We start from the raw sequence: 24,166 nt of genomic DNA, 5'->3' as shown, positions 1-24,166 counted from the left end.
GACCGCGTCAGAAACGATGACGGATGCCCAGCTGCAAGGCGCGGCCGTCGGCGCCCGGCGCTTCGGTGAAGCCGCCCGGATTGCCCGAGGTGCCCGGCGAATACTGCGCCTCGTTATCGTTCTTGATGAAGGCCAGCGCGGTGTACAGGTCGGTGCGCTTGGACAGGTAGTAGTTGTAGCCCACCGCATACAGGTCGGCGTCGCTGTTGGAGGCCAGGCGGTCGTTCTGGTGCGCGTACGAGGCCACGATGCGGCCGTTGCCGACACGATAGTGGACGCCGACCTGGTAGCTGTTCGCGTCCTGCTGGGTGTTGGCGGTGATATTGGTCTGGAAGATCCTGAGCAGGGCGGCCTGGGTCGCCTGCGGGACGCCTTGTGCCACCAGCGCCGGCACCACGGCCTGGTTCCAGCCAGCCAGGTAATCCGGCAGCAGCGCCGAATTCTGGTTGCGCTGGCTGTGGAAGCCGGCGAAGAATTTCCAGCTGTCGTTCAGCGCGTAGGAACCGCCGACCGTCAGGGTGCGCAGGCTCGGCCGGTTCTGCATGTCGTAGCCGTGGTTGTAACCGATGCCGACGTCGAAGCCGTTGGCCTTATAGGTGACGGCGCCGGCGCGGAACTTGTAATAGCGGCCGAGGTAGCCGGAATTGCGGGCGCCATACATGACCGAGCCGCCCAGGCCGTTCGGCAGGGCGATGCGGTACTGGATCGCTTCCTGCGAGCGGATGTCGGCGCCCAGCGCGGTGAAGCCGGCGGTGCCGCCGGTGACGTGGCCCCAGGTGCCGGCGGTGCCCGATTCGAAGGCGTCGGCCATGTTGAACACTTCGTAGCCCGGGGTGTACATGCGGCCCAGCATGACGGCGCCGATCGGGGTGATCAGGCCGACCATCGCGGTGCGGTCGAACAGGGCTTTTTCCTGGTTGACGGCCGGCGCGCCCGGCGGCTGGATCGCCGCCTGCAAGCGGTCGCGGATGGCTTGCGGGATCTGGTCCATGCCGCGCAGCAGGTAGACGCCCGGATTGTCATTCATCAGGGCCGGCTGCTGCGAGCCGTTATCGAGTTCAACGCGGGCTTCGAGGTTGAAGATGGCCTTGTAGCCATTGCCCAGGTCTTCGCTACCCCGGATGCCGAGGCGCGAGCCGTCGGCGCCGCCACTATAGATCTTGGTCGGTCCACCTTTTTGCCACATCACGCCGGCATCGGCGATGCCGTAGATCTGGACGCTGGTCTGGGCCAGGGCGGAGCATGCAAACGTAGCGCCGAGCAGGGCGGCGATCAGGCTTTTCTTCATCGTGTCTCCATATTATTTTCTTGTCGCGATGCATAAGCTCGCTCTACCAATATGCCATTGCCATGGCGCACTGTACAGAACGCTCGTTCGCGAACACGCCGAGGGTAGATTGGCGTTGTGAAAACACTACATGGATGATGGACGACAGGGACAACGCTGGTTGCGCCAGATCGCCTCACGCCAGAACGTCTAGAACGAATGGTGGATGCCGATGTCGTACTGGTTGACGTTGCCCGGATTGGTCAGCAAGCCTTTTTTGCGCGAAGCGTCGATGTACAGATAGGTGCGCTTCGACAGGCTGTATTCATAGCCCAGCGACAGCTGCCTGACCTTCTCCAGTCCATCGGTGTCCTTCTGCCCGTAGCCAGCCAGGAACCTGCCCGGGCCCAGCGTGTAGTTGGCGCCCAGCACCCATGAACTGGTATCGTCGTTGAACAGGCGGGTGTGGTCTTCGTCCAGCCTGGTAAAGGTGCCCATGAGCTTGAGTTCCGGGGTCGCCTGGACCGAGGCGCCGACCGACCAGACCTTCGACTCGATCGCATTGCGCTCGTAGGCCGCCATCAGGGCGGCGGGGCCGTTGTTGTAGGTGGCCGAGACCGAGAACGGATTGGCCGAGGCTTCGGCGCCGACCGGATACTGCGGCGCGCCGGCGCTGCCGCGGCCGATCACCGCGACGCCGCCATTGTTTTCCCTGGTCGCGATCGCGGTGTTGAGCTGGAAGCCATTGACGATCGGTGAGTTGTACCAGATGGCGTTCGACCAGCGGTTGCCAGATGCGCCGACCGGGTCGAGCGGTTGCGAGCTGTAGCCGGCGACGCTCAGGTCGGTATAGAAGCCGCCCGCGGTCGGGATCGCATGAAAGGGTTCGAAGTTGCCGATGGTTTCATGGAACGGAGTCAGGCCGCGGCCGATGCGCAGCATGCCGAAGTCGCCTTGCAGGCCGACCCGGCTCTGGCCCTGGAACAGCTGGCGCTGATTGCCGTCGGGACCGATCTCGCTGCTGCCGGTATCCGGCTCATAACGCATTTCAAGGTGGAACAGTGCTTTGAAACCATTGCCCAGGTCTTCGGTGCCGCGGATGCCGAGGGTGTTGGCGGCGCGCTTGCCGATGCTGACGTTCTCGCCACTGCGCTTGACGATGCCGGCATCGAGGTTGCCGTAGACCTGCACCGACGTCTGCGCATGGGCCGCGCCGGCGCAAGCGCCAAGCAGTGCGACGGCCAGGAGAGATTTCTTCATTATCGGTGTTCCCAGGATCGAGGTGAGCGCATGCAGAACGTCGAGGCCGGCCGCTCGGGTCACCTTGATTGTTTCAAACTTCAGGGCTGGCTATTTGGTCAATTATCAGTGGCGCGCTTGGTAGATCGCTAATAAATCCAATCGTGCTGTTGTATTTTTGAAACGTATGCCTTTTGCATGACATAAAGCCGGCGGTTTTTGCGTCCGAGAAATGGACGGCGGCGTTCATCCATGAAGCGAGCGCGAGCATGCGTTGATGTCGTGCGGCCAGGGTGGCCGGTTTCATCCGCTTGAACCAGCTTTGCGCCCCGTCAACTCACCCCGGAATCGAATCGAATCGCCGGCTGCAGCGGCTTAGACTTTGGCCAAATTTGCATGAGCGGCGACAGGCCCTGTCAATACCTTGTATATTGGCAACCTCGCCAGGCCGGCTTGCGCCATGGGGCCGGACGGCCGTGATGCCGTCGTCGCTGCGTGTTGCCGACTCACTTTTTTTACGTATTCCAACGATGGCTAACCGCGAAGAATTGGCGATCATTCGCAACGCCCGCGCCGGGCAGGTGGCGGCCCAGCTCGAGCTGGGCAAGCTGTATTTGTTCGGCAGCGCCGGACTCCCGCAGAGCCTGCCGACGGCGCTCCACTGGCTTGAACGTGCGGCTCGACAAGACTGTCCACCTGCCTGGCAGTTGATCGGTAACCATATTCCTCTTGAGCTTGCCCAGCATAACGCCGGCGCCGTCGCCCAGTGGTACGAGCGTGCCTATGACGACGGCAGCCTGCATGCCGGCCTGGTGTTCGCCCAGCTGGTGCTCGATCCGGCGGCAGCGCCATCCCAGCAGCATCCGAAGGCCGTGCGGGCGCTCGAGGACGCGGCGCGCGCCGGCTTCCCGCACGCGCAATGGTTGCTGTCGCAGCGGCAGGGCAGGCCGCCCGCGGCCCAGCCCGGTACGCGGGCGGCGGCGCCGAGCGGCGCGGCGCAGCCGGCGTCCGCGGCCGGCGCCGCCGGGCGTCCGCCGGCGCGCCCGCCGGTGTCCCAGTCCGGCCAGGAACGGTCGCCGCGTCCGCCAGGCGCCGGCGCGGCGCAGTACGCCGCGCTCGACGAGGCGTGGACGGCGCGCCGCTGGGACGACTACCTCGAGCGCGCACTGCCGCAGGCGCGCGCGCTGGTCAGCGAGCGCGGCGAACAAGGAGAAATGCGTCGTTTCGCCCCCGACGAGATCACCCTGCTGTCGCGCTGCGCGCGCCTGCTCGACCCGGCCCTCGATGGCGTCAGCGGCCTGCAGGCGCTGGACGCCGGCACGGCGGCGGCGCGCTGCCAACCGGGCGAACCGGCCGTGTTCTGGGAGCTGGCCGCGGCCGAGCATGACGCCCATGCACAGCTGGCGCTGGGCCTGCGCTGTGCGCGCATGCGGGTCGATGGCAGGCGTTGCAGCAATGGCCAGGTCGCGGATGTGCATGTCGCGAACGCGCATGTCGCGAACGCGCACGTCGCCAACGCGCATGTCGCCAACGCGCATGTCGCCAACTTCAAGAAAGCGATCCGGTGGCTGAACCTGGCCGGAGAGCAGGGCCTGGCCGAGGCCTGGTATGCGCTGTCGCGCATCTATATCAAGCCCGAATTTTCACAGCGTAACGTGGCCGATGCCCAGCGCTACCTGCAGCGGGCCGCCGAGATGGGGTATCGCGACGCCCAGCTCGAATGCGGCCACAATGCCTGGCGCGCGCGCCGCGAGAACGAGAACAACGACGTGCGCGCCGTGTACTGGCTGCAGAAGGCAGCGGCCCAGGGCTCGCACGAAGCCGTCGAGCTGCTGCGCAAGATCGCGCCGCGCGCCACGGCCGCGCCGTACACCGAAACCGGGCGGCTGCTGGCCAGCCACACCGACGCGCTGGCGGCGCATCCCTTGCTGGCCGCGCGCATCGAGCTGGCGGCGCTGTTCGGCCTGTCGCGCGCCGAGGCGCTGCTGCTGGACGTGGGGGCCGCCGACCAGGGCCATTGCCTCGTCATCGACATCCGCGCCAGTTACGGGCGCAGCAAGCGGCGGCTGGTGATGGTGGAATCGGCGCAGGAACGCGAGGCGCTGGATCGCATCGTGCGCCTGTTCGAGCAGGTCGACTGCGGTCTGGCTGGGCCGGAAGGAAATTATCGGCAGCGCCTGTACCGGCTGCGCACCCTGCTCAATGTGGCGATCCCCGGCAACGACGCCGACGGCGGCGCCGACATCGAGCTGGCGGCCTGAAAACAGACAGGACTGCGAATGGAAAGGGCGCCACCGGCGCCCTGGAACGTGGTGACGGCGGCGTCAGATTTCGACTTCGCCCTCGAACACCGACACCGCCGGTCCGCTGAGGTAGACCGGCTGGCCCACTCCCGCCCAAGCGATGCTGAGCTCGCCGCCGCGGGCGGACACGCGCACTGGCGAATCGAGCAGGCCGCGCCGGATGCCGGCGACCACCGCCGCGCAGGCGCCGGTGCCGCAGGCCAGCGTCTCGCCGGCCCCGCGTTCATGCACGCGCAGGCGAATATGATGGCGGTCGACCACCTGCATATAGCCGGCGTTGACGCGTTTCGGAAAGCGCTCATGGTGCTCGATCAGCGGGCCGGTCTGCTCCACCAGCGCCGTGTCGACGTTGTGCACCACCTGCACCGCATGCGGATTGCCCATCGAGACCACCGAGATCTGCGTGGCCTCGCCGCCGACCGGCAACGGCCACAGCGTGTCCTCGCCTTCGGGCTTGCCGTCCAGGCCGGCGCTGTCGAACGGCACCTCGGCCGGATCGAGGCGCGGGGCGCCCATGTCCACCGTCACGTTGCCGTCGTCTTCCAGGCGCGGATTGATGATGCCCGACATGGTCTGCACGCGGATGCTGCGTTCCCGCGTCAAGCCTTTCTCGACCACGAAACGCACGAAGGCGCGCGAACCGTTGCCGCACTGCTCGACTTCGCTGCCGTCGTTGTTGAAGATGCGATAGCGGAAGTCCACGCCGGCGTCGACCGGGCGCTCGACGACCAGGATCTGGTCGGCGCCGATGCCGAAGCGGCGGTCGGCCAGGCGCTGCCACCCGTCGGCGCTCATGCCGTCGACGTCGATCTTCTGGTTGATGGCGTCGATCACGACAAAGTCGTTGCCCGCGCCGTGCATCTTGGTGAATTTCAGTTTCATAAATTAATCATACAGCGAAGGTTCACCCGGCGGACGGGTCTTGAAGCGCTTGTGGGTCCAGAAATACTGCTCCGGCGCCTCGCGCACACGCTCTTCGATGAATGCGTTCATGCGGCGGGTCGCTTCGACCATGTCGTCGCCCGGATAGTTTTCCCATGCAGGGTAGAAGCGCACGCGCCAGCCCTGGTAGTTCGGCAGATAGGTCGCGATCACCGGGATCACCTTGGCGCCGGTGGTGGCGGCGATGCGCCCCAGCGCGGTCAGGGTCGCGGCCTGCACGCCGAAGAAGGGCACGAATTCGGCATCCTTTTCTCCGAAATCCATGTCCGGCAGCATGAAGTAGGGCAGGCCGTCGCGCAGCGCGCGCAGGATCGGCTTGATGCCTTCCTTGCGCGTCACCAGGCGCACCGGACCGTAGCGTTCGCGGCCATGGCGCAGCAGGCGGTCGAAGGCTTCGTTCTTTTGCGGCACGTACATGCTGCACACCGGGATCACGCGCGAGGCGACGCCGGCCACGTCCAGGCACACGAAGTGCGGGCACAGCAGGATCGTGGGGCCGGCTTCCATCTCGGCCTGCGGCACCGCCGGCTCGACCTGGATCAGGCTGCGCACGCGTTCCTCGGGCGCCCACCACAGGATCGAGCGCTCGACGATGCTGCGCGCATAGGCGCGAAAGTGCCGGTGCGCGATGCGGCGCCGTTCCCGCTCGTCCAGTTCGGGCATGGTCAGGCGCAGATTGGTCAGCGCGATGTGACGGCGCCGGCCCATGATCATGAACATCAGGCTGCCGATCGATTCGCCGATGCGGCCGAGGATGGGCAGCGGCAGGAAATGCAGCAGCCACAGGATTCCGAGCAATACCCTCATGCCGCGACCTCGCTCTCCGGACCGGCCACGCCTTCCGGCTGCTTGTAGCGGTTGTAGCTCCAGAAATACTGGCTCGGCGCGCGCGCGATCAGCTGCTCCATGGCGCGGTTGATCGCCGCCGCCTGGTCGGCGGCGCTGCCGCTCAGGTCACCGTCGAACGGCACGAAGCGCACGATGTAGCCGGCGCCGTGCGGACGCCGCTCGGCGTACACCAGCAGGATGTCGGCCTTGCCCAGCTGGGCCAGCTTGGCCGGCAGGGTCATCGTATAGGCGTTGCGGCCAAAGAAGGGCGCCCACACGCCTTCGCCTTCCTGTGGCACCTGGTCGGGCAGCAAGCCGATCGGCTGTCCGCCCTTGAGGGTCTTGGCCAGGATGCGCACGCCGGACAGGTTGGCCGGCGCCAGGTGCAGGTTGTGGCGCGCGCGTGCGCCTTCGACCAGCGGCCGCAGCGCGTCCTTGCGCGGCGGACGATACATGACCGTCAACGCCGTCTTGAGCGCGATCTGCTGCGCCGTCATTTCGAAGCAGCCCAGGTGTGGCGTCAGGAACACAATGCCGCGGCCGGCGTCGAGTTTTTCCTGGACCAGTTCCCAGTTTTCCACCGTGGCATGCCTGGCAACCCGTTCCGGTTTGGCGCACCACACGAAGGCGAGCTCGATCGCGGCCTTGCCGGCCTCGGACACGGCCTGTTTCCAGTGCGCGTCATAGCCGGCCTGGGCCAGGTTGGCGCGCAGGCGGCGCTTGTACGACGGCGACAGCCAATAGACCAGCCAGCCCAGCGCGGCGCCCAAGGCGTGCAGGACTGGCAACGGGAAAATAGATAAGATACGGAAAATGACTACTAACATGTCGATTGATGGGTGTCGGATCGCGTTGCGTTTGCGCGTGCGTTTCCACACCAAAATTCCAAGGAAGCGTAAAATACCACTTTATGCTGGATCCGCCGAGTTAACAGACAACTTGCGAAGCGGAATATAAATGTCGCTAAAGCGTCGCAGGCAACAGTTTGCTGCGGCAATTCATGTGAACAGTAACTGGAGCCTACATGTCGAACGACTACCTCTTCACTTCCGAATCCGTCTCCGAAGGCCACCCGGACAAGGTCGCTGACCAGATTTCCGACGCCATCCTCGACGCCATCCTCGAGCAAGACCCGACCGCGCGCGTCGCCGCCGAAACCCTGTGCAACACCGGCCTGGTGGTGCTGGCTGGCGAGATCACCACGCACGCCAACGTCGACTACATCCAGGTGGCGCGCAACACCATCAAGCGCATCGGCTACGACAATACCGATTTCGGCATCGATTACAAGGGCTGCGCCGTCATGGTCTGCTACGACAAGCAGTCGCCGGACATCGCGCAAGGCGTGGACGAAGGCGCCGGCATCGATCTGGACCAAGGCGCGGGCGACCAGGGCCTGATGTTCGGCTATGCCTGCGACGAAACGCCAGAGCTGATGCCGGCCGCCATCTATTATTCGCACCGCCTGGTCGAGCGCCAGTCGCAGCTGCGCAAGGATGGCCGCCTGCCATGGCTGCGTCCGGACGCAAAATCGCAAGTCACCCTGCGCTACGTCGACGGCCGTCCGGTCGCGGTCGACACCGTCGTGCTGTCGACCCAGCACCACCCCGACGTCACCCATTCGCAGATCGAAGAAGCCGTCATCGAAGAGATCATCAAGCCGACCCTGCCGCGCGAGTGGCTGGATAAAACCCGCTTCCTGGTCAACCCTACCGGCCGCTTCGTCATCGGCGGTCCGCAGGGCGATTGCGGCCTGACCGGCCGCAAGATCATCGTCGACACCTACGGCGGCGCAGCCCCGCACGGCGGCGGTGCGTTCTCCGGCAAGGATCCGTCGAAGGTCGACCGTTCGGCCGCCTACGCCGCGCGCTACGTCGCCAAGAACATCGTCGCCGCCGGCCTGGCGCGCCAGTGCCAGGTGCAGGTCAGCTACGCGATCGGCGTGGCGCGTCCGATCAACATCACCGTGTACACCGAAGGCACCGGCGTGATCTCCGACGAGAAAATCGCGGCCCTGGTCAACGAGCACTTCGACCTGCGTCCAAAAGGCATCGTCCAGATGCTCGACCTGCTGCGCCCGATCTATTGCAAGACCGCGGCCTACGGCCACTTCGGTCGCGAAGAGCCGGAATTCAGCTGGGAACGCACCGACAAGGCGGCCGAACTGCGCGCCGCTGCCGGCCTGGCATAAGCGTCAACGACCGTGGGGTCGGCGGCATGGCCGCCGACCCCACGCGCCATCCCGCGATCCAACAAGCATTCCCCCCGCCATCCAGGCGTGCTAAACTACCCCGTTCCGAGGAGCGTTGCGACAGAGAGGTCCCCCTCTGCCAGGCTCGGATATCCAAGCAACTGCGCTCACGTTACTTTTTTCTAAACATTGAAAGGAGGGCGTGATGAGCGCCGTACTCAAAGACTCCCAAGACTACATCGTCGCCGACATCTCCCTGGCTTCCTGGGGCGAGAAGGAAATCCGCATCGCCGAAACCGAGATGCCGGGCCTGATGGCGATCCGCGAAGAATACGCCGCGACGCAGCCGCTGAAGGGCGCGCGCATCGCCGGTTCGCTGCACATGACCATCCAGACCGCGGTCCTGATCCGCACCCTGGAAGCCCTGGGCGCCACCGTGCGCTGGGCATCGTGCAATATCTACTCGACGCAAGACCACGCCGCCGCGGCCATCGCCTCGGTCGGCACCCCGGTGTTCGCCATCAAGGGCGAGACCCTGGACGAGTACTGGGAATACACCCACCGCATCTTCGAATGGCCAGGCGACAACCACGCCAACATGATCCTGGACGACGGCGGCGACGCGACCCTGCTGCTGCACCTGGGCGTGCGCGCCGAGAAGGACATCTCGGTGCTGGACAAGCCGGGTTCGGAAGAAGAAATCTGCCTGTTCAACGCGATCAAGGGCCGCCTGGCGCGCGATCCGTCGTGGTACTCGAAGCGCCTGCCTGAAATCAAGGGCGTGACCGAGGAAACCACCACCGGCGTGCACCGCCTGTACCAGATGCATCAAGAGGGCAAGCTGGCCTTCCCGGCGATCAACGTCAACGATTCCGTCACCAAGTCGAAGTTCGACAACCTGTACGGCTGCCGCGAATCGCTGGTCGACGGCATCAAGCGCGCCACCGACGTGATGGTCGCGGGCAAGATCGCCGTCATCGCCGGCTACGGCGACGTCGGTAAAGGTTCGGCGCAAGCCATGCGCGCGCTGTCGGCGCAGGTGTGGGTCACCGAGATCGATCCGATCTGCGCACTGCAGGCGGCGATGGAAGGCTACCGCGTCGTGACCATGGACTACGCCGCCGAACACGGCGACATCTTCGTCACCTGCACCGGCAACTACCACGTCATCACCGAGCAGCACATGCTCAAGATGAAGGACCAGGCGATCGTCTGCAATATCGGTCACTTCGACAACGAAATCGAAGTCGCCGCGCTCAAGAAATACGAGTGGGACAACATCAAGCCGCAAGTCGACCACGTCATCTTCCCCGATGGCAAGCGCATCATCCTGCTGGCCGAAGGCCGCCTGGTGAACCTGGGTTGCGGCACCGGCCACCCGTCGTACGTGATGAGCTCGTCGTTCGCGAACCAGACCATCGCCCAGATCGAGCTGTTCATGAACACCGCGCAGTATCCGGTGGGCGTGTACACGCTGCCGAAGAAGCTGGACGAAAAAGTGGCGCGCCTGCAGCTCAAGAAGCTCAACGCCCAGCTGACCACGCTGACCGAAGAGCAGGCGAACTACATCTCGGTGAGCCAGGAAGGCCCGTACAAGCCGGAACACTACCGTTATTGATCGGTAGCGGCTCGTAGTCATGTGAAACGTCCTTCGGGACGTTTCGTTTATCTAAACACCGTGCGCCGTACCTTTTTTGCGTGCGGCGTACGCGTACCACGAAAGTCTGTACCGATGCGCTTGCTGGTTACCTGGCTGATCAATGCCGCGGCCCTGATGGCCCTGCCTTACCTGATGCACTCCGTCGAAGTTTCCAGCATCGGCACCGCCCTGATCGCGGCGCTGGTGCTCGGACTGGTCAATACCCTGATCCGTCCAGTGCTGGTGCTCCTGACCCTGCCGGTCACCCTAGTCTCGATGGGCCTGTTTATCCTGGTCATCAACGCCTTCCTGTTCTGGCTCGTCTCCAATGTGGTCGACGGCTTCCAGGTGGCGGGCTTCTGGTCGGCCTTCCTGGCAGCCATCCTGTACAGCATCATTTCGTGGGCGCTCTCTACCTTGCTTCTTTCCGACAAAGATGGAAACTCCTGATTTCAGTATCGAGTTCTTCCCGCCCAAGACGCCGGAAGGCGCCGAGAAACTGCGCATCGCGCGCGAAAAGCTGGCCGACCTCAATCCGAAGTATTTTTCGGTGACGTTCGGCGCCGGCGGCAGCACCCAGCAGGGAACGCTGGCGACGGTGCGCGAGATCCAGGCCGCCGGCCACGAGGCCGCGCCCCACCTGTCCTGCATCGGCGCCACGCGCGAATCGATCCGCGACGTCCTCAAGCAATACCAGGACAGCGGCATCCGGCGCGTCGTGGCCTTGCGCGGCGACCTGCCGAGCGGCTATGGCGGCGCGGGCGAGCTGCGCTATGCCAGCGAGCTGGTGGAATTCATTCGCCAGGAAACCGGCGACTGGTTCCACATCGAGGTCGCGGCCTATCCCGAGATGCACCCGCAGGCGCGTTCGCCGCAGGACGACCTGCAGGCGTTCGCGCGCAAGGTGCAGGCTGGGGCGAACGCCGCCATCACCCAGTATTTCTACAATGCCGACGCGTACTTCCAGTTCGTCGACAATGTGCGCAAGCTGGGTGTCGATGTGCCGGTCGTGGCCGGCATCATGCCGATCACGAACTATATGCAGCTGATGCGTTTCTCGGACATGTGCGGCGCCGAGATTCCACGCTGGGTGCGCCTCAAGCTGGCCAGCTTCGGCGACGACAGCGCCTCGATCAAGGCCTTCGGGCTGGACGTCGTGACGGGGCTGTGCGAACGCCTGCTGGCGGGCGGCGCGCCGGGGCTGCATTTCTACAGCATGAACCAGGCGGCGCCGACGACGGCGATCTGGCAGCGGTTGCGGGCTTGATCCGCGGCTGTTCAGCAGCCGGTTGAACGCGTCGGCAGCATAGCTGCCAACCCTACGTAGGGTTGGCGGCTTCGCCGCCGACGCGTTCAAATCACGTTCGCATCATCGTGACGTTCGGTAATCACGCTATCCAACGGCACGTCGTGCGCGTCGCCATCGAAGGCCACCAACTGGCACGCATACGCGATCCCCACCGTCGCCGGCCTCGGCTCGGGCGCCAGCGTCCGGTCATAGAACCCGCCCCCATACCCCACCCGATACCCTAAAGCATTGAAGCCCAGGCAGGGCACCAGCAAAGCCGGTGGCCGTTCGATCATCCGCAGCTCGGTCGGCACCGCCACGCCCAGCCGGTCCGTCACCGTCGGCTCACCAGGCAGCCACTCGGCGAATCCCAAGGGCGCATCGCGTTCGACCACCACCGGCAATGCCAGCCGTACGCCTGCTTGAGCCAATTCCGCGTAGGCTGGACGCAAGTCCGGTTCGCCGGCCAGTGGCCAGTACACGCCCAGCGTTTCGTGGGAATGCGCGCGGCACCAGGCAATCACCCGCGCGCCGATGCGGTCGTCCCAGGCGTGTTTGGTGGCCGGATCGATCGCGCGCCGCAGCGCCTTGAGCGTGTTGCGCAACAGCGCCTTGTCCTGTTGTTGGGCAAGTTTGCTCGCTGCCGTGTCTGGTGGAGGCGCGGAGGCGCGTGGTATTCTTTGATCGCCGGTCATGGTTTCAATGCAGCGTAATGTGAGAGTTGTGGATGTTTCAATCGAAATTGTCAGCCGGCTTGTGGCCGGCCGCTATTGCCCTTGTTCTGTCCTGCGCACTGCCTGCAGGCGTGATGGCCCAGGAAGACCCCGATGCACCCGCGCCCGACGTGGCGCTGCCGCCCATCCCGGCCGGTGCGCCGTCCGTTCCCGGCGCCGGCACGGTGGGCGTGCCCGCCGCCGGGCCGGCGCTGGTGGCCGACAGCCGCGCCGATGACGACAATTTCTTGCTATTGCGGGCAGCGGCGCGCCAGAACGACGGCGCGCGCGTCAATGCGATCGCCTCGCGCCTGCCGTCGAATTACTCGCTGGCATCCTACGTCGACTATTATCGTCTGAAACCCCGCCTGCCCGACGCCATCCAGGATGAGGTGCTGCAGGTGCTGCGCCGCCATGAAGGCACGGCGGTGGCCGAGCAGCTGCGCGCCGAATGGCTGATCGAGCTGGGCAAGCGGCGCGAATGGAATACCTTCGAGCGCGAAGCCGGCGCGCTGGCCGGGACCGGCAGCCTGCAGATCCGCTGCTACGCCTTGCTGGCGCGCGCCGAACGCGGCGAGCGGGTGGCCGACGAAGCGCGCGCATTATTGAAAACGCCGGCCGGCTATGGCGACGCCTGCGGTGGCCTGATCGCGCAGCTGGCCGGCAACGGCCAGTTCACCCAGGCCGACCTGCTGTGGCAGCTGCGTATCGCCGGCCTGGACAATGCCACCGGGCCCGCGCGCCGCGTCGCCGTGCTGCTGGGCTTGCCTGAAACGCGCGCCGCCCAGGCGGTCGACCTGCCGGCGGTGGCGCTGGCGCGCGGCGTCGGCAAGACCCGCGCCGAACGTGAGCTGTACCTGGTGGCGGTCGGCCGCATGGCGCGCACCACGCTCAAGATCGCCGTCGCGAGCCTGGAAAAGAACGGGCCGCAACTGTCGAGCGAAGAGCGCGCCATCGGCTGGGCCAGCGTGGCGCTGGCGGCCTCGATCGCGCTGGCGCCCGAGGCGCACGGCTACTGGGACCGCGCCATGGGCGCGACGCTCACCGAATTCCAGATGCAGTGGAAGGCGCGCATGGCGCTGCGCCGCGGCGACTGGAAACAAGTGCGCGCCACCATCGAGGCGATGCCGCCGAACCTGCGCGCCGAGTCGACCTGGATCTACTGGCTGGGCCGCGCCCTGCAGGCCGAAGGCCGCACGCAGGAGGCGCGCGCGCTGTGGCAGGGCATCGCCGCCCAGACCACCTTCTATACCCAGCTGGCGCATGAAGAGCTGGGCAACCAGATCGTCGCGCCGCCGCCGGTCGCGCCGATCACGGCGCCGGAACTGTCGCAGGCGACCAATAATGCGAGCCTGCAGCGGGCGCTGAAGTTCTACCGTTTGAGCCTGCGCGCGGAAGGCAACCGCGAATGGAACTGGGGCTTGCGCGGGTTGTCTGAACGTCAGCTGCTGGCCGCCGCCGAGCTGGCGCGCCGCAACGAGCACCTCGACCGCATGGTCGAGACCTCGCTGCGCACGCGCACCGAGCTGAGCTACGACCAGCGCTTCCCGGCGCCCCATCTCGAGGTCCTCAAGCCCACCGCCCAGGGCCTGAGCCTCGATAAAGCCTGGGTGTATGGCCTCATCCGGCAAGAGTCGCGCTTCATCCGCGACGCCCGTTCCGGCGTCGGCGCCTCGGGCCTGATGCAGGTGATGCCCGCCACCGGCAAGTGGGTGGCGGCCAAGATTGGCCTGGATAACTTCGTGCACACCATGCTCAACGACCTGCATACGAATATCACGCTCGGCGCCAACTACATGAATATGGTGCTCGAGAACTTCGAAGGCTCGCAGGTGCTGGCCACGGCGGCCTACAACGCCGGCCCGGGCCGTTCCCGCACCTGGCGCGGCCGGCTCGACGCGCCGATGGAAGGCGCGATCTTCGTCGAGACCATCCCTTTCACCGAGACGCGCGGCTATGTGCGCAACGTCATGGCCAATGCCACCAACTATGCCTCGATCTTCGAGGGCAAGCCGCAATCGCTGAAGGCGCGCCTGGGCACAATCAGCCCGCGCCCGGGCAGCGCTTCGGTCCTGGACTGAGCCGGGGAGGATGAGCGTGAGCGTGCGGCCACCGAACGTGGTGCTGATCGGCGGCACCGGCTTCATCGGCCAGCACCTGGCCGCGCGGCTGTCCGACGACGGCGTGGGCGTGCTGGTGCCCGTACGCCACTACGAAAGCGCGAAGCAATTGACCATGCTGCCGGGTGTCGACGTCGAGGTGGCCAATATCCACGACGACGCCGTGTTGCGCAAGCTGCTGGCCGGGCGCGACGCCGTGATCAACCTGGTCGGCGTGCTGCATGGCGGCCACGGCCGGCCCTATGGCGAGGGTTTCCGCCACCTGCACGTGGAGCTGCCGCGCCGCATCGCCGCCGCCTGCGCCGACGTGGGCGTGCCGCGCTACCTGCACATGAGCGCGCTCGGCGCCGATTCGTCCAATCCTTCGTCCAGTCCATCGATGTATGGCCGCTCCAAGTCCGACGGCGAACTGGCCGCGCGCAGCCAGCCGACGGTCGCGGCCACCGTGTTCCGTCCCTCGGTGGTGTTCGGTCCCGGCGACCACTTCCTGACCATGTTTGCGCGCCTGCAGCGCCACCTGCCCCTGGTGCCGCTGGCGGCCAGCCGCGCGCGCTTCCAGCCGGTGTACGTGGGCGACGTCGCCGCCGCCTTTTCGATCGCCCTGGCCCGGCCAGACCTGCGCGACGCCACGATCGAGCTGGGCGGCCCGGCCGTGTATACCCTGGGCCAGCTGGTGCGGCTGGCGGGCCGCTTCGCCGGCCGCGAGCGCCCGGTGCTGGGCTTGCCCGACTGGGCGGCGCGCCTGCAGGCGCGGCTGTTCGAGCTGTTGCCGGGCGATCCCCTGGTCAGCCGCGACAATCTCGATTCGATGCTGGTCGATAATGTCGTGGCCGCCGACACCCATGCCTTGACAGCCGAGTCGCTCGGGATCAAGCTCACGGCGATCGAGTCGGCCGCGCCGCACTACCTCAACCGGCACGACCGCCTCGACGCCTATCGCACCCATGCCGGGCGCTGAAAAATAAACGACAAACCATGCAGACCATCGAACGCGACCCCATCCTTGCCCGCACGCTCGACGCAACCCGACACCCCGGTTTAACCCTCATCATCGGTAACAAAAACCTGTCCTCGTGGTCGATGCGGCCCTGGGTCGCGGCGGTCGCCTTCGGCATTCCATTCACCGAAGTGAAAGTCCTGCTCGACCAGCCCGACACCGCCAACGAGATCGCGCGCTACTCGCACGCGGGCCGGGTGCCGGTCTTGATGTCGGGCGACATGACGGTCTGGGACAGCCTGGCGATCGTCGAGTACCTGGCCGAGCAGTTCCCTGATAAACATCTGTGGCCGCAAGACGTGGCCGCGCGCGCGCTGGCGCGCTCGATCGTGGCCGAGATGCACTCCGGCTTCGGCGAGCTGCGTAACAGCATGCCGATGAACATCCAGGCGCGCCTGCCGGGCCGCGGACGCACGCCCGGCGCCCAGGCCGACATCGGCCGCATCTGCGAGATCTGGGAAGACTGCCTGTCGCGTTTCGGCCACCACCAGTACCTGTTCGGCGAGTTCTCGATCGCCGACGCCTTCTATGCGCCGGTGGTGTGCCGCTTCAAGACCTATGGCGTGGCGCTGGCCCCGGCATTGCAGGCCTATTGCGACCGCGTGCTGGCCCACCCGGCGGTGGCGCGCTGGGTGAAGGAAGCCATGGCCGAGACCGACCCGACCCCGCTGCACGACGCCGATCTGCCGGGCGAATGACGATGCGCAGTTATGTCGTCGGCGGCGCCGTGCGCGACGCCCTGCTGGGCCTGCCCGTGAAGGACCACGACCACGTGGTGGTCGGGGCTACTCCCGAGCAGATGATCAAGGCCGGTTTTCGCGCCGTCGGCAAGGATTTCCCGGTCTTCCTGCATCCGCACACGCAGGAGGAATACGCGCTGGCGCGCACCGAGCGCAAGACCGCGCCCGGATACCACGGCTTCGTGTTCCACGCCGCGCCCGACGTCACCCTGGAGCAGGACCTGGTGCGGCGCGACCTGACCATCAACGCCATGGCGCAGGCCGAGGACGGCAGCATCGTCGACCCGCACAACGGCCGGCAAGACCTGCAGGCGCGCCTGTTCCGCCACGTGTCCGATGCCTTCGCCGAAGACCCGGTGCGGATCCTGCGCATCGCCCGCTTCGCCGCGCGCCTGCCCGACTTCACGGTGGCCGACGATACCAACGCCCTGATGCGCCGCATGGTCGACGAGGGCGAGGTCGACGCCCTGGTGCCCGAGCGCGTCTGGCAGGAGCTGGCGCGCGGCCTGATGGAGCGCCAGCCGTCGCGCATGCTCGAGGTGCTGCGCGACTGCGGCGCGCTGGCGCGCATCCTGCCCGAACTGGACGCGCTGTGGAGCGAGCCGGCGCTGCGCACGATCGACCGCGCCGCCACACTCGGCCATCCGCTGGAAGTGCGCTTCGCCGTGCTGATGCGCACTCTGGCGGCCGTCGAGCCGATCCAGGCCGTGTGCAAGCGCCTCAAGGTGCCCAACGAGTGCCGCGACCTGGCCGTGATGACGGCGCGCGAGCGGGACGAGGTCGGCCGGGCGCTGGCGCTGCCCGCCGACGCCATCGTCACGCTGTTCGAACGCTGCGACGCCTTCCGTAAACCGGAGCGCTTCGCCCAGATGCTGCTGGCGGCCGGTTGCGGGGAAGGCGAGCGGCCCCAGGGACCGCACCTGGCGCGCGCGCTGGACGCGGCGCGCGCCGTCAACGCCGGCGAGGTCGCGGCCCGTCACGCCGAGCGCAAGGCGGAGATTCCGGGGGCCGTTCATGCCGCGCGCGTCGAAGCCGTACGGCAAGTGTTGCATCAAGACAACTAATTCACCTGTATTGACAGGATTTCGTTACATGTAGTTACACGGTTCGTGCGGTGCGGCCAAACGTTTTGCTATCCTTCAGTAACTGTAAATTGTTGCGTTGGAGAAAAACGATGTTCACCTTGCTGGCACGGCGTGTTGCAAGTTGGTGCCGGCGCCGTCGTGTGCTTCTGGCAAGCCTGGCGGTCATCTTCATGAGCGCGGTGTTGGTGTTTCTCTATGTCCGCACCGAGACGGTGGACCCGGAAATCCGCAACAGTGTCATGCTGAACCTGCGCGAGCTCGAAAAGCTCGACGCCGAATGGGATGCCAACATCCTGCGCGCGCATACGGGACGCGCCGCCACGCCGCTCGACCTCGCTTCGCAACTGCCGCGCATGCACGACCTGATGGCGCGCCTGGGCGACACCCTGCCGCTCACCGGCGATAGCGACGCCCAGTCCGCCTACGCCGAGTTGCAGGAGGCGCTGCAGGGCAAGGAGCAACTGGTTGCCCAGTTCGCCAAGCACAATCCGCCGCTGCGCGCGGCACTGCTGCACATGCCGCCGGCCGTGGCCGACCTCAAGACCGAGATTTCGGGCATCGAAGGCGCGCTGGCGCCGGGCCGCATCGTGGTGCGGCTCGACACCACCCTGAACGCGCTGCTGACCGAGACCCTGCGCTACAACATCGCGCCGAGCCCGGTGCTGGCGGCGCGCATCGACGAAATCCTGGGCGACGTGGCGGCCCAGCAGATCGCGTTCTCGCCGGCCGTGAACGACAAGATGGATGCCGTGATCGCCAGCTGCCGCGTGATCCTGGAAAAGCGCCCGCTGGAAAACCTGCTCGAGGCGCAGATCGCCGCCGCCGGCAGCGCCGCCGCGCTGGATCGCCTGGAGCGCGAGTTCGACCGTTCCTTCGACGCCGTGCTGCTGGAGCGCCAGCGCTTTCGCGGCTACCTGTTCGCCTACAGCGCCGTGCTGATGGTGCTGCTGGTGTACGCCGGCGCGCGGCTGCGCCGCAGCTACCGCATCATCGGCGTGGTCAACCGCCGCCTGCAGTCGGCCAACGAGACGCTGGAACAGCGCGTGGCCGAGCGCACCGCCGAGCTCGAAGCGCAGTCGCGCCAGCTCGAGCGCCTGGCCCAGCATGACAGCCTGACCGGCCTGATCAACTATCGCCAGCTGACCCGCCTGCTGGAGCGGGCGCTGGCGCGCGCCGACCGCCGCGACAGCGTGGTGGTGCTGATGTTCATCGACCTGGACGGTTTCAAGGCGGTCAACGATACCTGGGGCCACGCCGCCGGCGATCTGGTGCTGCAGATGGTCGCGCGCCGGGTGCAGGCCAGGCTGCGCGCCGAGGACGCGCTGGCGCGCCTGGGCGGCGACGAATTCGTGATCCTGCTCGAGGACGTGGCCTCCGAGGCCGGCGCGCTGCGCGTGGCGCGCCTGGCCCTGGCCGAAATCGAATCGATCACCGAGGCCGATGGCCACGTGGTGACGATCTCGGCCAGCATCGGCATCGCCAGCGCGCGCGGCCAGGCGGGCGCCGCGCGCGGGCAGGAAGCGCTGCTGGCGGACGCCGACAAAGCCATGTACGCGGCCAAGCAGGCCGGGAAGGGGCGGTTCGTGGTCAGTCCGCAATCGCAATGGCTGGGCCTGGAGCATCCGGCGGGACTGGCGCTGGACGGCGCCGCGCGCGACAATACCGATCGCGCCGCCAATGCGGACCCGATCGGCTAGAATCCGAATGTTGCAGTATGTGAAGGTATCGAGATGCTGGACAATCCCTTACGCCGCTGGATCCAGGGCCTGAGAGGCAAGAAGGGCCAGCCGCCGGTGCTGGTCAAGGAACTGGGCGAACGCGACCGCCGTCGCGTGCTGCGCCATCTGCTGGCGCTGGACAGCAATGACCGCCTGCTGCGCTTCGGCAGCATGATCCCGGACGAACAGATCACGGCCTACGTCGCGAAGATCGATTTCTCGCGCGACATCGTGTTCGGCGTGGTGAACAACGTATTCCAGCTGGTCGGGATGGGCCATCTTGCCTTCGCCTCGGCCGACGGGCGCAAGTCGACGACCAAGCAGCAGGTGGCCGAGTTCGGCGTCTCGGTGTCGAAGTCGGCGCGCGGCCAGGGCGTGGGCACGCGCCTGTTCCAGCGCGCGGCGATCCACTGCCGCAATTCCGACGTCGACACGCTGTATATGCAATGCCTGACCTCGAACCAGACCATGATGCATATCGCCAAAAAGGCCGGCATGCGCATCAAGCGCGAATACGGCGAGGCCGACGCCCACCTCGAACTGCCGCCGCCCAGCCCGGGCAGCGTGATGGCCGAGGCGCTGGAAGAGCAGTTCGCGGCGATCGATTACACGGTCAAGGCCAATGCCCGCGCGGCGGTGAAATTTTTTACACCGAAAAAATAAGTAAAGGCACCTTGGGTCCCCGCCTACGCGGGGATGACGTGCTCACACCAGCGGCATCGCCGTCGTTTCCTTGATACGCTGCAGCGCAAAGCTCGACTTCACGTCCAGCACCGCCGGATGCTTGAGCAGGGTGCCCATCATGAAGCGCGAGAAGTGGTCCATGTCCTCGACGTGCACGCGCAGCAGGAAATCCATGTCGCCGGTCATCGCGTAGCAGGCCACGACCTCGGGCCAGGTGCCCACCGACACCGCGAAATCGTTGCGCGGCGACGTCGCCGGCAAGCCCGGCTGGCGGGTGGCGCTCGCTACCTCGCTGTGCTTTTCCAGTCGCACATTCACATATGCCAATAGCCCAAGCCCGATCTTGTCCGGGTCGAGCAGCGCCACGTACTGGCGGATGACGCCTGCTTCTTCCAGGCGTTTGATGCGGCGCAGGCAGGGCGAGGGCGACAAGTTTACCCTTTCGGCCACGTCCTGGTTCGACAGCCGGCCATCGCTTTGCAAGATTTCCAGAATCTTGCGGTCTGTTTTATCCAGCTCAATCTTTGACATACCCACCCCATTGCAGACTTTTGTATGGCAATTTTATTGCGCAATTCAAGAAGACGGGGGAATTGTTTGGAATTTAATGCTTGGGGGGCAGGACTATACTGGCTCACATACGGTCAGCGAGATGCAGGAAATGCGCCGCGACGTATCCGCCATGAGAATCTTGGAGACACCATGAACGCACCCACGGACCGCGCCCACCTGGCGCCGCCGGAGTCATCCCCGCCCGCGCCTTCGCAGCCCGGTCAGCCCGCCCAACCGCAACAGGACATCACGCTCGACGACAAATGGACGCTCGAGCGCGGCCGCGCCTTCATGACCGGCACCCAGGCCCTGATCCGCCTGCCGATGCTGCAGCGCGAGCGCGACCTGAAGGCCGGCCTGAACACCGCCGGCTACATCACCGGCTACCGCGGTTCGCCGGTCACCGCCGTCGACCAGACCGCGATGAAGGCCAGGAAGCACCTCGACGCCCACCACGTCAAGTTCCATCCGGGCATGAACGAAGACCTGGCGGCGACCGCCGTCTGGGGCACCCAGCAGACCAACCTGTACAAGGACGCGAAGTACGACGGCGTGTTCGCCATGTGGTACGGCAAGGGCCCGGGCGTCGACCGCTGCGGCGACGTGTTCAAGCACGGCAACAACGCCGGCTCCGCGAAGCATGGCGGCGTGCTGGTGCTGGCCGGCGACGACCATGCCGCGAAATCCTCGTCCACCGCGCACCAGTCCGACCACATCCTGACCCACTGCGGCATCCCGGTGCTGTACCCATCCTCGGTCCAGGAATACCTCGACTTCGGCCTGCACGCCTGGGCCATGAGCCGCTACACCGGCCTGTGGGTGTCGATGAAGTGCGTGACCGACATCATCGAATCGGGCGCCGTGGTCGACCTCGACCCGGAGCGCGTGCAGATCGTCACGCCGACCGACTTCCAGCTGCCGCCGGATGGCCTGAACATCCGCTGGCCGGACGCCGTGCTGGACCAGGAAGTGCGGATGAGCAACCACAAATGGTATGCCGCGCTGGCCTATGCGCGCGCCAATAAACTCAACCGCATCATCTGGGACAGCCCGCGGCCGAAGATCGGCATCATCACCGCCGGCAAGAGCTATCTGGACACGCGCCAGGCGCTGGCCGACCTCGGCATCGACGAGCAGGCCGCGCGCGACATCGGCCTGCGCCTGTATAAAGTCGGCATGACCTGGCCGCTCGAGGCCGAAGGCGTGCACGAGTTCGCGCGCGGCCTCGACGAGATCCTGGTGGTCGAAGAAAAGCGCCAGGTGATGGAATACGCGCTCAAGGAGGAGCTGTACAACCTGCCGGACGGCGAGCGTCCGCGCGTGGTCGGCAAGTTCGACGATACCGGCGAATGGAGCAACAAGAACCGCATGGGCCACGGCGACTGGCTGCTGCCGGCGACCTATGAGCTCAATCCGGCCCAGATCGCGCGCGCCATCGCTTCGCGCATCTCGCACTACTGCGCCGGCCACCCGGTCGCCGAGCGGGTCAAGGAACGCATCGCCTTCCTGGAAGCGAAGGAGCTGGTGCTCAAGAACATTCCGGCGAAACCGAATCCGCAGACCGACCGCATCCCGTACTTCTGCTCGGGCTGCCCGCACAACAGCTCGACCAAGGTGCCGGAAGGCTCGCGCGCCATGGCCGGCATCGGCTGCCACTATATGGTGTTGTGGATGGACCGCGAAACGTCGACCTTCACGCACATGGGCGCGGAAGGCACGACCTGGATCGGCCAGGCCCCGTTCACCGACGAGAAGCACGTGTTCGTGAACCTGGGGGATGGGACGTACTTCCATTCCGGGATCCTGGCGATCCGCGCCGCGGTGGCGGCCAAGGTCAACATCACCTATAAGATCCTGTACAACGACGCGGTCGCGATGACCGGCGGCCAGAACGTCGACGGCCCGCTCGACCCGGGCATGATCAGCCGCCAGATTGCGGCCGAGGGCGTCAAGCCGATCATCGTCGTCACCGACGAACCCGATAAATACCCGAGCGACTACGCCTGGGCGCCGGGCACCACGGTGCGCCACCGTTCCGAGCTGATGGACGTGCAGCGCGAGCTGCGCGAAATGCCGGGCGTGTCGGCCGTGATCTACGACCAGACCTGCGCGTCCGAGAAGCGCCGCCGTCGCAAGAAAGGCGAGTTCCCCGACCCGGCCAAGCGCGTCGTGATCAACGAAGCCGTGTGCGAAGGCTGCGGCGACTGCTCGGTGCAGTCGAACTGCCTGTCGGTCGAGCCGCTGGAAACCGAACTGGGCCGCAAGCGCCAGATCAACCAGTCCTCGTGCAACAAGGACTTTTCTTGCGTATCGGGCTTTTGCCCGAGCTTCGTCACCGTCGAAGGCGGCGGGCTCAAGAAGCCGAAGAAATCATCGAGCGCCGAGGCGGCGCCGCCAAGCTTGCCGCTGCCCGTCATTCCGTCGGTCGAGACGCCGTATGGCATCCTGGTGGCCGGCGTCGGCGGCACCGGCGTGGTGACCGTGGGCCAGATCCTGGCCGTGGCGGCCCACGTCGAAGGTAAGGGCGCCATCGTGCTCGACCAGAGCGGCCTGGCCCAGAAGGGCGGTCCGGTGATGTCGCACGTGCGCCTGGCCGAACGCCAGGCCGATCTGCACTCGACCCGCGTCGGCACCGGCAGCGCCGACCTGGTGATCGGCTGCGACCAGATCGTCACCGCCAGCCGCGACGCCCTGAGCCGCATGGGCGAGGGCCGCACCTGGGCCGCGGTCAACGCCAGCGGCGCGACCACCGCGGCCTTCGTCAAGAACCCGGACTGGCAATTCCCGGCCGAGGGTTCGCGCGGCGCCATCCAGCAAGCCTGCGGCAAGGACAACGTCGACTTCATCGACGCCGGCCAAATCGCCACCGCCCTGCTGGGCGACGCGATCGCCACCAATATGTTTATGCTCGGCTATGCCTTCCAGAAGGGCCATGTGCCGCTGCAGGAAAATTCGCTGCTCAAGGCGATCGAACTGAACGGCGTGTCGGTCGCCTTCAACAAGGCGGCCTTCAACTGGGGCCGCAGCGCCGCGCACGACCTGGCCGCCGTGAGCCGCGCCGCCTTGCCGTCGAAGGTGGTCGAGTTCAAGCGCATCCAGACCCTGGACGACATCGTCAGCCGCCGCATCGAGCTGCTGACCGCCTACCAGGACGCGGCCTATGCCGGCCAGTACAAGGCTTTTGTGGACCAGGTGCGCGCGCAGGAAGAAAGGCTCGGCAAGGGCACGCGCCTGACCGAAGCCGTGGCGCGCTACTACTACAAGCTGATGGCCTACAAGGACGAGTACGAGGTCGCGCGCCTGCACACCGACCCGGCCTTCCGCGAGAAGATCGGCGCCATGTTCGAAGGCGACACCAGGCTGAAGTTCCACCTGGCGCCGCCATTGATGGCCAGGCACGACAAGGAAGGCCGCGCCATCAAGCGCGAGTACGGCCCGTGGATGATGAGCGCCTTCGGCGTGCTGGCGAAGCTCAAGGGCTTGCGCGGCACCGCCTTCGACGTGTTCGGCTACACGGCCGAGCGCAGGATGGAGCGCGCCCTGGTCAAGCAATACCGCGAGACGGTGACGGCATTGCTGCCGAAGCTGACGGAGGACAAGCTGGCGCAAGCGGTGGCGATCGCCAGCATCCCGGAAGACATCCGCGGCTACGGTCACGTGAAGGAGCGTCACCTGAAGGCGGCCAGGGAGAAAGAGGCGGCGCTGGTGGCGGCGTTTCATGCGCCGGACGTGACGCCACGGGCGGCTTGATCGTGAGCGCGTGGATGGTTCGGCCATCCACGCGCTCAGTGTCAGGCCAACGATTGTTCGATTGATATCAGCCGTTGTGCTCTAGCCTCAACCGTTACAGTTGGTTGTAT

The 24,166-nt window shown here is 66.2% G+C and carries 19 protein-coding genes and 1 riboswitch; of the genes, 12 read left to right on the top strand and 7 right to left on the bottom strand.

The annotated features are described in order from the left end of the window. Positions 1–7: 7 nt before the first annotated feature. Both LO55_RS06035 and LO55_RS06030 read right to left on the bottom strand, forming a co-directional pair. Positions 8–1,288 (bottom strand): porin, encoded by a 1,281-nt coding sequence (locus LO55_RS06035; protein ID WP_071360804.1) that lies wholly within the window; start codon positions 1,286–1,288, stop codon positions 8–10. A gap of 189 nt (positions 1,289–1,477) precedes the next feature. Next, on the bottom strand, positions 1,478–2,527 hold the full coding sequence (locus LO55_RS06030) for a porin (RefSeq protein ID WP_071360803.1): 1,050 nt from the start codon (positions 2,525–2,527) through the stop codon (positions 1,478–1,480). A 509-nt stretch (positions 2,528–3,036) separates the two neighbouring features. Between LO55_RS06030 and LO55_RS06025 the strand changes: the two genes are divergently transcribed. Further along, positions 3,037–4,767, top strand: coding sequence for a tetratricopeptide repeat protein (locus LO55_RS06025; RefSeq protein WP_071360802.1), 1,731 nt, complete (start codon positions 3,037–3,039; stop codon positions 4,765–4,767). Positions 4,768–4,830: 63 nt separating this feature from the next. On the opposite strand, the gene dapF is transcribed toward LO55_RS06025, so the two are convergent. From dapF to LO55_RS06010, 3 genes are read right to left on the bottom strand one after another with little or no spacing between them, the layout of a single operon-like run. Continuing rightward, entirely contained in the window at positions 4,831–5,691 is an 861-nt protein-coding gene (gene dapF / locus LO55_RS06020; protein WP_071360801.1) for a diaminopimelate epimerase, read from the bottom strand. Positions 5,692–5,694: 3 nt separating this feature from the next. Beyond that, positions 5,695–6,558, bottom strand: coding sequence for an LpxL/LpxP family acyltransferase (locus tag LO55_RS06015; RefSeq protein ID WP_005663698.1), 864 nt, complete (start codon positions 6,556–6,558; stop codon positions 5,695–5,697). Continuing rightward, positions 6,555–7,427 carry a lysophospholipid acyltransferase family protein gene (locus tag LO55_RS06010; RefSeq protein ID WP_441293283.1) on the bottom strand — a complete coding sequence of 291 codons (873 nt, stop codon included), beginning with the start codon at positions 7,425–7,427 and terminating at the stop codon, positions 6,555–6,557. Before LO55_RS06010 ends, LO55_RS06015 begins: the two co-directional genes overlap by 4 nt. A gap of 176 nt (positions 7,428–7,603) precedes the next feature. Here LO55_RS06010 and metK point away from each other — a divergent pair, with 176 nt between their 5' ends. The 4 genes from metK to metF all read left to right on the top strand — a co-directional run bounded on the left by metK (position 7,604) and on the right by metF (position 11,676). After that, positions 7,604–8,770, top strand: coding sequence for a methionine adenosyltransferase (metK, locus tag LO55_RS06005; protein ID WP_005663694.1), 1,167 nt, complete (start codon positions 7,604–7,606; stop codon positions 8,768–8,770). A gap of 101 nt (positions 8,771–8,871) precedes the next feature. Then, a riboswitch (S-adenosyl-L-homocysteine riboswitch) is annotated at positions 8,872–8,946 on the top strand. 29 nt (positions 8,947–8,975) lie between these two features. Continuing rightward, the gene (gene ahcY, locus LO55_RS06000) at positions 8,976–10,388 is read left to right on the top strand and encodes an adenosylhomocysteinase (protein ID WP_071360799.1); all 1,413 of its coding nucleotides are present in this window, start codon (positions 8,976–8,978) and stop codon (positions 10,386–10,388) included. Between the two features lie 114 nt (positions 10,389–10,502). Continuing rightward, complete coding sequence (locus tag LO55_RS05995) at positions 10,503–10,859, top strand: phage holin family protein (RefSeq protein WP_071360798.1); 357 nt, start codon at positions 10,503–10,505, stop codon at positions 10,857–10,859. Beyond that, a complete protein-coding gene (gene metF, locus LO55_RS05990; protein ID WP_005663688.1) occupies positions 10,846–11,676 on the top strand; it encodes a methylenetetrahydrofolate reductase [NAD(P)H] in 831 nt (276 codons plus the stop codon). The genes LO55_RS05995 and metF overlap by 14 nt, the downstream gene beginning before the upstream one ends. A gap of 86 nt (positions 11,677–11,762) precedes the next feature. Here the strand turns inward: metF and LO55_RS05985 are convergent, their stop codons facing one another. Next, positions 11,763–12,392, bottom strand: a complete 630-nt coding sequence (locus tag LO55_RS05985; protein ID WP_083415186.1) for a 5-formyltetrahydrofolate cyclo-ligase — start codon at positions 12,390–12,392, stop codon at positions 11,763–11,765. Positions 12,393–12,505: 113 nt separating this feature from the next. On the opposite strand from LO55_RS05985, the gene LO55_RS05980 reads away from it, so the two are divergent. From LO55_RS05980 to LO55_RS05955, 6 genes are all read left to right on the top strand, one after another. Beyond that, positions 12,506–14,491, top strand: a complete 1,986-nt coding sequence (locus tag LO55_RS05980) for a lytic transglycosylase domain-containing protein (protein WP_071360796.1) — start codon at positions 12,506–12,508, stop codon at positions 14,489–14,491. 16 nt (positions 14,492–14,507) lie between these two features. After that, the gene (locus tag LO55_RS05975) at positions 14,508–15,488 is read left to right on the top strand and encodes a complex I NDUFA9 subunit family protein (protein ID WP_143054462.1); all 981 of its coding nucleotides are present in this window, start codon (positions 14,508–14,510) and stop codon (positions 15,486–15,488) included. Between the two features lie 17 nt (positions 15,489–15,505). Continuing rightward, entirely contained in the window at positions 15,506–16,225 is a 720-nt protein-coding gene (locus LO55_RS05970) for a glutathione S-transferase family protein (RefSeq protein WP_071360795.1), read from the top strand. Between the two features lie 2 nt (positions 16,226–16,227). After that, positions 16,228–17,331, top strand: a complete 1,104-nt coding sequence (locus LO55_RS05965; protein ID WP_071360794.1) for a tRNA nucleotidyltransferase/poly(A) polymerase-related protein — start codon at positions 16,228–16,230, stop codon at positions 17,329–17,331. Positions 17,332–17,492: 161 nt separating this feature from the next. Further along, positions 17,493–19,049, top strand: a complete 1,557-nt coding sequence (locus LO55_RS05960) for a diguanylate cyclase (protein ID WP_229410085.1) — start codon at positions 17,493–17,495, stop codon at positions 19,047–19,049. Between the two features lie 33 nt (positions 19,050–19,082). Next, complete coding sequence (locus tag LO55_RS05955) at positions 19,083–19,733, top strand: GNAT family N-acetyltransferase (RefSeq protein ID WP_071360792.1); 651 nt, start codon at positions 19,083–19,085, stop codon at positions 19,731–19,733. Positions 19,734–19,775: 42 nt separating this feature from the next. On the opposite strand, the gene LO55_RS05950 is transcribed toward LO55_RS05955, so the two are convergent. Further along, positions 19,776–20,285 carry an Lrp/AsnC family transcriptional regulator gene (locus tag LO55_RS05950; protein ID WP_071360791.1) on the bottom strand — a complete coding sequence of 170 codons (510 nt, stop codon included), beginning with the start codon at positions 20,283–20,285 and terminating at the stop codon, positions 19,776–19,778. Positions 20,286–20,456: 171 nt separating this feature from the next. On the opposite strand from LO55_RS05950, the gene LO55_RS05945 reads away from it, so the two are divergent. Next, positions 20,457–24,056, top strand: coding sequence for an indolepyruvate ferredoxin oxidoreductase family protein (locus tag LO55_RS05945; RefSeq protein ID WP_071360790.1), 3,600 nt, complete (start codon positions 20,457–20,459; stop codon positions 24,054–24,056). The last annotated feature ends 110 nt before the right edge of the window (positions 24,057–24,166 follow it).

Source organism: Massilia timonae (genome assembly GCF_001866515.1).
Classification (GTDB): Bacteria; Pseudomonadota; Gammaproteobacteria; order Burkholderiales; family Burkholderiaceae_D; genus Telluria; species Telluria timonae.
This window is presented reverse-complemented; position numbering and strand designations above follow the sequence as displayed.

What these genes read in the sequence shown, in the direction of transcription:
- LO55_RS05980 (WP_071360796.1), top strand. Translation starts at nt 12,506, where the DNA reads ATGGCCCAGGAAGACCCCGATGCACCCGCGCCCGACGTGGCGCTGCCG.
- metK (WP_005663694.1), top strand. Translation starts at nt 7,604, where the DNA reads ATGTCGAACGACTACCTCTTCACTTCCGAATCCGTCTCCGAAGGCCAC.
- LO55_RS05985 (WP_083415186.1), bottom strand. Translation starts at nt 12,392, where the DNA reads ATGACCGGCGATCAAAGAATACCACGCGCCTCCGCGCCTCCACCAGAC.
- dapF (WP_071360801.1), bottom strand. Translation starts at nt 5,691, where the DNA reads ATGAAACTGAAATTCACCAAGATGCACGGCGCGGGCAACGACTTTGTC.
- LO55_RS05995 (WP_071360798.1), top strand. Translation starts at nt 10,503, where the DNA reads ATGCGCTTGCTGGTTACCTGGCTGATCAATGCCGCGGCCCTGATGGCC.
- LO55_RS05970 (WP_071360795.1), top strand. Translation starts at nt 15,506, where the DNA reads ATGCAGACCATCGAACGCGACCCCATCCTTGCCCGCACGCTCGACGCA.
- LO55_RS05945 (WP_071360790.1), top strand. Translation starts at nt 20,457, where the DNA reads ATGAACGCACCCACGGACCGCGCCCACCTGGCGCCGCCGGAGTCATCC.
- LO55_RS06015 (WP_005663698.1), bottom strand. Translation starts at nt 6,558, where the DNA reads ATGAGGGTATTGCTCGGAATCCTGTGGCTGCTGCATTTCCTGCCGCTG.
- ahcY (WP_071360799.1), top strand. Translation starts at nt 8,976, where the DNA reads ATGAGCGCCGTACTCAAAGACTCCCAAGACTACATCGTCGCCGACATC.
- LO55_RS06035 (WP_071360804.1), bottom strand. Translation starts at nt 1,288, where the DNA reads ATGAAGAAAAGCCTGATCGCCGCCCTGCTCGGCGCTACGTTTGCATGC.
- LO55_RS05950 (WP_071360791.1), bottom strand. Translation starts at nt 20,285, where the DNA reads ATGTCAAAGATTGAGCTGGATAAAACAGACCGCAAGATTCTGGAAATC.
- LO55_RS05965 (WP_071360794.1), top strand. Translation starts at nt 16,228, where the DNA reads ATGCGCAGTTATGTCGTCGGCGGCGCCGTGCGCGACGCCCTGCTGGGC.
- LO55_RS06030 (WP_071360803.1), bottom strand. Translation starts at nt 2,527, where the DNA reads ATGAAGAAATCTCTCCTGGCCGTCGCACTGCTTGGCGCTTGCGCCGGC.
- LO55_RS06025 (WP_071360802.1), top strand. Translation starts at nt 3,037, where the DNA reads ATGGCTAACCGCGAAGAATTGGCGATCATTCGCAACGCCCGCGCCGGG.
- metF (WP_005663688.1), top strand. Translation starts at nt 10,846, where the DNA reads ATGGAAACTCCTGATTTCAGTATCGAGTTCTTCCCGCCCAAGACGCCG.
- LO55_RS05955 (WP_071360792.1), top strand. Translation starts at nt 19,083, where the DNA reads ATGCTGGACAATCCCTTACGCCGCTGGATCCAGGGCCTGAGAGGCAAG.